The 5040-nt window shown below is 68.2% G+C and carries 4 protein-coding genes; all 4 read left to right on the top strand.

Annotated features, from left to right (window positions below; translation table 11 throughout):
* Positions 1–2441, top strand: a 2441-nt coding sequence (locus tag K9U41_RS21730) for a ligase-associated DNA damage response DEXH box helicase (RefSeq protein ID WP_282642928.1), incomplete at its 5' end; no start/stop codon positions are given.
* Positions 2442–3043: 602 nt separating this feature from the next.
* Complete coding sequence (locus K9U41_RS21725; protein WP_282642927.1) at positions 3044–3496, top strand: metallopeptidase family protein; 453 nt, start codon at positions 3044–3046, stop codon at positions 3494–3496.
* Positions 3497–3573: 77 nt separating this feature from the next.
* Complete coding sequence (locus K9U41_RS21720; protein WP_282642926.1) at positions 3574–4131, top strand: cytochrome b; 558 nt, start codon at positions 3574–3576, stop codon at positions 4129–4131.
* A 133-nt stretch (positions 4132–4264) separates the two neighbouring features.
* Positions 4265–4870, top strand: a complete 606-nt coding sequence (gene leuD, locus K9U41_RS21715; RefSeq protein ID WP_282642925.1) for a 3-isopropylmalate dehydratase small subunit — start codon at positions 4265–4267, stop codon at positions 4868–4870.
* Positions 4871–5040 lie beyond the last annotated feature (170 nt).

The following is a 5040-nucleotide window of genomic DNA, read 5'->3' as shown; positions in this document are numbered from 1 at the left end:
GGGAGGGGGCTGCCGCGCGCGTGACAAGCGCCGACGAGCGGGTGGACGCTCCGGCCGCCGTCTCGTCGCACCCGACCGACGCAGCCGATCCGCCCACCCCCCTGCCCTTCGCCCGCTGGCAGGCGACGCAGCCGGCCTCGCCGCTGCACACGCTCTATATCTCTCCGCTGAAGGCGCTGGCGGTGGACATCGCGCGCAACCTGGAGACGCCCATCGGGGAGATGGGCCTGCCCATCCGCGTGGAGACCCGCACCGGCGACACCCCCTCCTCCCGACGCCAGCGCCAGCGGCGCGATCCGCCGGACATCCTGCTCACCACCCCCGAGCAGATCTCCCTGCTGCTCGCCTCGAAAGACGCCGAGCACCTGTTCAGCGGCCTCAAGCGCGTGGTGCTGGACGAGTTGCACGCCCTCGTCACCTCGAAGCGCGGCGACCTGCTGGCGCTGGCGCTGGCGCGGCTGCGGGCCATCGCGCCGGGGCTGCAATGCGTCGGCCTCTCCGCCACCGTGGCCGAGCCCGACGACCTGCGCCGCTATCTCGTCGCTCAGGACGAGCCCGCCCCCGGTCCCATCCCCCTCGCCGACCTCGTGGTGGCGCAGGGCGGCGTCGCGCCCGACGTGCGCATGCTGGAGACGGACGTGCCCATGCCGTGGGCGAGCCACATGGCGCTCCATGCGGTGCGCGACATCTATGCGCTGCTGAAGGCGAACCGGCTCAGCCTCGTGTTCGTCAACACCCGCCGGCAGGCGGAATTCATCTTCCAGGAGCTGTGGCGCATCAACGACGACAATCTGCCCATCGCCCTCCACCACGGCTCGCTGGCGGTGGAGCAGCGGCGCAAGGTGGAGGCGGCCATGGCCGCCGGGCGGCTCAAGGCGGTGGTGGCCACCTCCTCCCTCGACCTCGGTATCGACTGGGGCGACGTGGACCTCGTCGTCAACGTGGGCGCGCCCAAGGGCTCCTCCCGCCTGCTGCAGCGCATCGGCCGCGCCAACCACCGGCTCGATGAGCCGTCGCGCGCCGTGCTGGTGCCGGCCAATAGGTTCGAGGTGCTGGAATGCCGGGCGGCGCTGGAGGCGGTGAAGATCGGTGCGCAGGATACCCCGCCGGAGCGCCTCGGCGCGCTGGACGTGCTGGCCCAGCACATCCTCGGCATGGCTTGCGCCGCGCCGTTTGCCGCCGACGCGCTTTATGGCGAGGTGCGCTCGGCCGCCCCCTACCGGCACCTGCCCCGCGCGGACTTCGACGCCGCCCTCGATTTCGTCGCCACCGGCGGCTACGCGCTGAAGGCCTACGAGCGCTACGCCAAGATCCGCCCTACGAAGGACGGCCTGTGGCGGGTGGCCAATCCCATGATCGCGCAGGCCTACCGGCTCAACGTGGGCACCATCGTGGAATCCACCATGCTGAAAGTGCGCCTGGTCTCGGCGCGCGGCGCGGCCAGGACCGGCGTCACCGGGCGGGTGCGCTTCGGCGGGCGGATGCTGGGGGAGGTGGAGGAATATTTCGTGGAGACCATGGTGCCCGGCGACACCTTCGTCTTCGCCGGCGAGATCCTGCGCTACGAGACCCTGGTGGAGGACGAGGTCTATGTCTCGCGCACCACCGCCACCGAGCCCAAGGTGCCGGCCTATGCGGGGGGCAAGTTCCCCCTCTCCACCTTCCTCGCGGCGGGGGTGCGGGCGCTGCTCGCCGCCCCAGAGCGCTGGGCCGCGCTGCCGAAGCAGGTGCGCGAGTGGCTGGAGCTGCAGCGCCTGCGCTCGCGCCTGCCGGGCCGCGACGACCTGCTGGTGGAAACCTTCGTGCAGGGCGGGCGCTACTATCTCGTCACCTACCCGTTCGAGGGCCGCCTTGCCCACCAGACGCTGGGCATGCTGCTGACGCGGCGGCTGGAGCGGGCGCGGCTGAAGCCGCTGGGCTTTGTCGCCAACGACTATGCCATCGCGGTCTATGCCGCCGGCGACATGGGCGCCGCCATCGCCGGGGGGCGGCTGGCGCTGGCGGACCTGTTCGACCAGGACATGCTGGGGGACGACCTTGAGGCGTGGCTGGCGGAAAGCGCCCTGATGAAGCGGACGTTCCGCCACTGCGCGGTGATCGCCGGGCTGATCGAGCGGCGGTTTCCGGGCAAGGAGAAGACCTCGCGGCAGGTCACCGTCTCCACCGACCTCATCTACGACGTGCTGCGCCGGCACGAGAGCGACCACCTGCTGCTGCGCGCCGCGCGGGCGGACGCCGCCACCGGCCTCCTCGACGTGAAGCGGCTCGGCGAGATGCTGGCGCGCATCAAGGGGGCCATCGTGCACATGGCGCTGGAGCGGGTGTCGCCGCTGGCGGTGCCGGTGCTGCTGGAGATCGGGCAGGAGAGCGTGGGGGGCGAGGCGAGCGACGCGCTGCTCGCCGAGGCGGAAGAGGAACTCATCCGCGCCGCCATGGGTTGATCGTGGGCTGATCAGGCGGGTCGAACCGCAAGCAGATGACGAGCCGATCTGCCGGCGGGTATCCGGAAACAGGGCGCGCCGAAGCGCTCCCGCGGCGCGCTCAGGACGCGCGGCGAAAGGTCTGGCGGCCGATTTCGCAAGTGCGAAGGCGCCAACTCAGCTGTTGCACATGGGAAACGGGCAACTTTGAACGCTCTCCATTTCCATCACAATCACGTGATCAGACGGCGCGCAAAACGCCCGCCGCCGAACCCGGATATCAGAACATCACGCCGCCGAACATGCCAAGCGTGGCGGCACTGGCCTCGTGAGGGGCAAAAAATGCAGCAATTCCAAGGATGGTCACCAGAGCGCCGGTGACAGCAAGCTTCCGAACCATGGCCACTCTCCAAATTCGTCGTCTACAGGGTTAACGATGCACGTCGATTAAGAGTTCCTTAACCAAGCCTGTCTGAACCCCCTTTGATGCTCCCGTTCAGAAAGTGTTCAGGAAAGTCACGGCTGCGTGACGATTGCACCCCGGGGAGGGGCAGGACGATTGACCTTTGCCCCGCATGATGTTGCATCGCAGCAGCAAGGGTTCCGCCAAAGGAGGTACAGGCATGTCGCAGAAGAGCGGGGGCGAGGCCGGGACGAAGAGCGGAGCGAAAAGTCCCTGGCATGATCTCGAGGCGCCGGGCATCGCCGCATTCGAGGACCTGGCCCGCGACGCCTTCGCCCGCCTGCCCGCTTCGTTCCGGGCGCTGTGCGAGGGCCTCGTCATCCGCATCGAGGATTTTCCCACCGACGAGGTGCTGGACGAGATGGACGCCGAGACGCCCTTCGACCTGCTGGGCCTGTTCCAGGGAATCGGCCGCGCCCAGGCGGATGCGGTGGCCCACACCGGGCAGATGCCCAACATGGTGTTCCTCTATCGCCGCCCCATCCTCGATTACTGGGCCGAGAACGAGGAAACCCTGGGCGACGTGGTCACCCATGTGCTGGTGCACGAGATCGGCCATCACTTCGGCCTCTCCGACGACGACATGGAGGCCATCGAGGACCGGGCCAATTGACCGCAGGGCAACGCGCCCATTAGCGCTGGACCTATGGGCCGCCACTTTTTAGAATTGGTCAAAACAAGGAGGCTCATGTGCCCGTCGATCCCAAACTCTCGCGCTATGGGGCGCCGCTGCGCGCCATCCACTGGCTCACCGTTCTGAGCATCATCGTCGCCTTCGGCATCACCTATTTTGAGGACTTCTTTCCCCGCGGGACGCCCGGTCGCGCGACCTTGTGGTGGACCCACATCTCGGTCGGCCTCCTGATCGTCGCCCTGGTGGCGGTGCGCATTCCGGTGCGGATCTTCGCGCCCAATCCGCCGGCCTCCACGCAGATCAGCCGGCCGGTGGCCATCGCCTCGCACATCGTGCACGGGCTGCTCTACCTGCTTCTCATCGCGACCCCGCTGGTGGGCATCTATCTCGCCTTCCTGCGCGGCAACGAGGTGAGCTTCTTCTCGCTGTTCACCATCCCCTCGCCCATCGCGGTGAACCGCGACCTCGCGCGCGAGGTGATCGAGGTCCACGAATGGCTGGCCAACGCCCTGGTCGTCCTCGCCGTCCTGCACGCGGCCGCCGCCGTGGCCCACCACTATGTGCTCAAGGACGACGTGCTGAAGCGCATGCTGCCGGAACGCGCCGCGCGCTGACCGGGAGGACGGGTCCGGGCCGGCGCGCGGGCTTTCGTGCGCCGGTCTTCTTGACTGGGCAAGGGCGGATACGCCTGTTATGGAGGGGCCTCAGGCAGGAAGCCTATAAAGACAAGCCGAGGCTCAAGGTCCCATGGAGAAGTTCACCGTCCTGGAGGGCGTCGCCGCCCCGCTGAAGCTGGTCAATGTCGATACCGACATGATCATCCCCAAGCAGTACCTCAAGACCATCAAGCGCACGGGCCTGGGCACCGGCCTGTTCTCGGAGATGCGGTACAAGGACGACGGCTCGGACAATCCCGACTTCGTGCTCAACCAGAGCGCCTACAAGAATGCCAAGATCCTGGTGGCCGGCGACAATTTCGGCTGCGGCTCGTCCCGTGAGCATGCCCCCTGGGCGCTGCTCGACTTCGGCATCCGCTGCGTGATCTCCACCTCGTTCGCCGACATCTTCTACAACAACTGCTTCAAGAACGGCATCCTGCCCGTGGTCGTCTCCAAGGACGACCTGGACAAGCTGTTCGACGACGCCGACCGCGGCGCCAACGCCACCCTCACCGTCGATCTGGCGGCGCAGGAGATCCGCGGGCCGGACGGCGGCGTGGTGAAGTTCGAGATCGACCCGTTCCGCAAGCGCTGCCTCATCGAGGGGCTGGACGACATCGGCCTGACCCTGGAGAAGGCCCCCGCCATCGCCGCCTACGAGACCGCCAAGGGCGCCGAGCAGCCCTGGCTGTGAGCGGCTGCGGCGAAAACCGCCCGTAGCGCCGTCGGTGCATTCGGCGCGCGCTGTTAGGACCTGAGCCGCCGCGCCCCCTCTCCCGCTTGCGGGGGAGGGCCGGGGTGGGGGCAGGTCTGCCGGGTCTCACCCCATCATAGGGTTTCAGGTGGAGAGGGCTTCCCCCTCCC

Source organism: Xanthobacter autotrophicus (genome assembly GCF_029991245.1).
GTDB lineage: Bacteria > Pseudomonadota > Alphaproteobacteria > Rhizobiales > Xanthobacteraceae > Xanthobacter > Xanthobacter autotrophicus_C.
The sequence above is the reverse complement of the archived record's forward strand: the minus strand, read 5'-3'. Positions and strand labels throughout refer to the sequence as shown.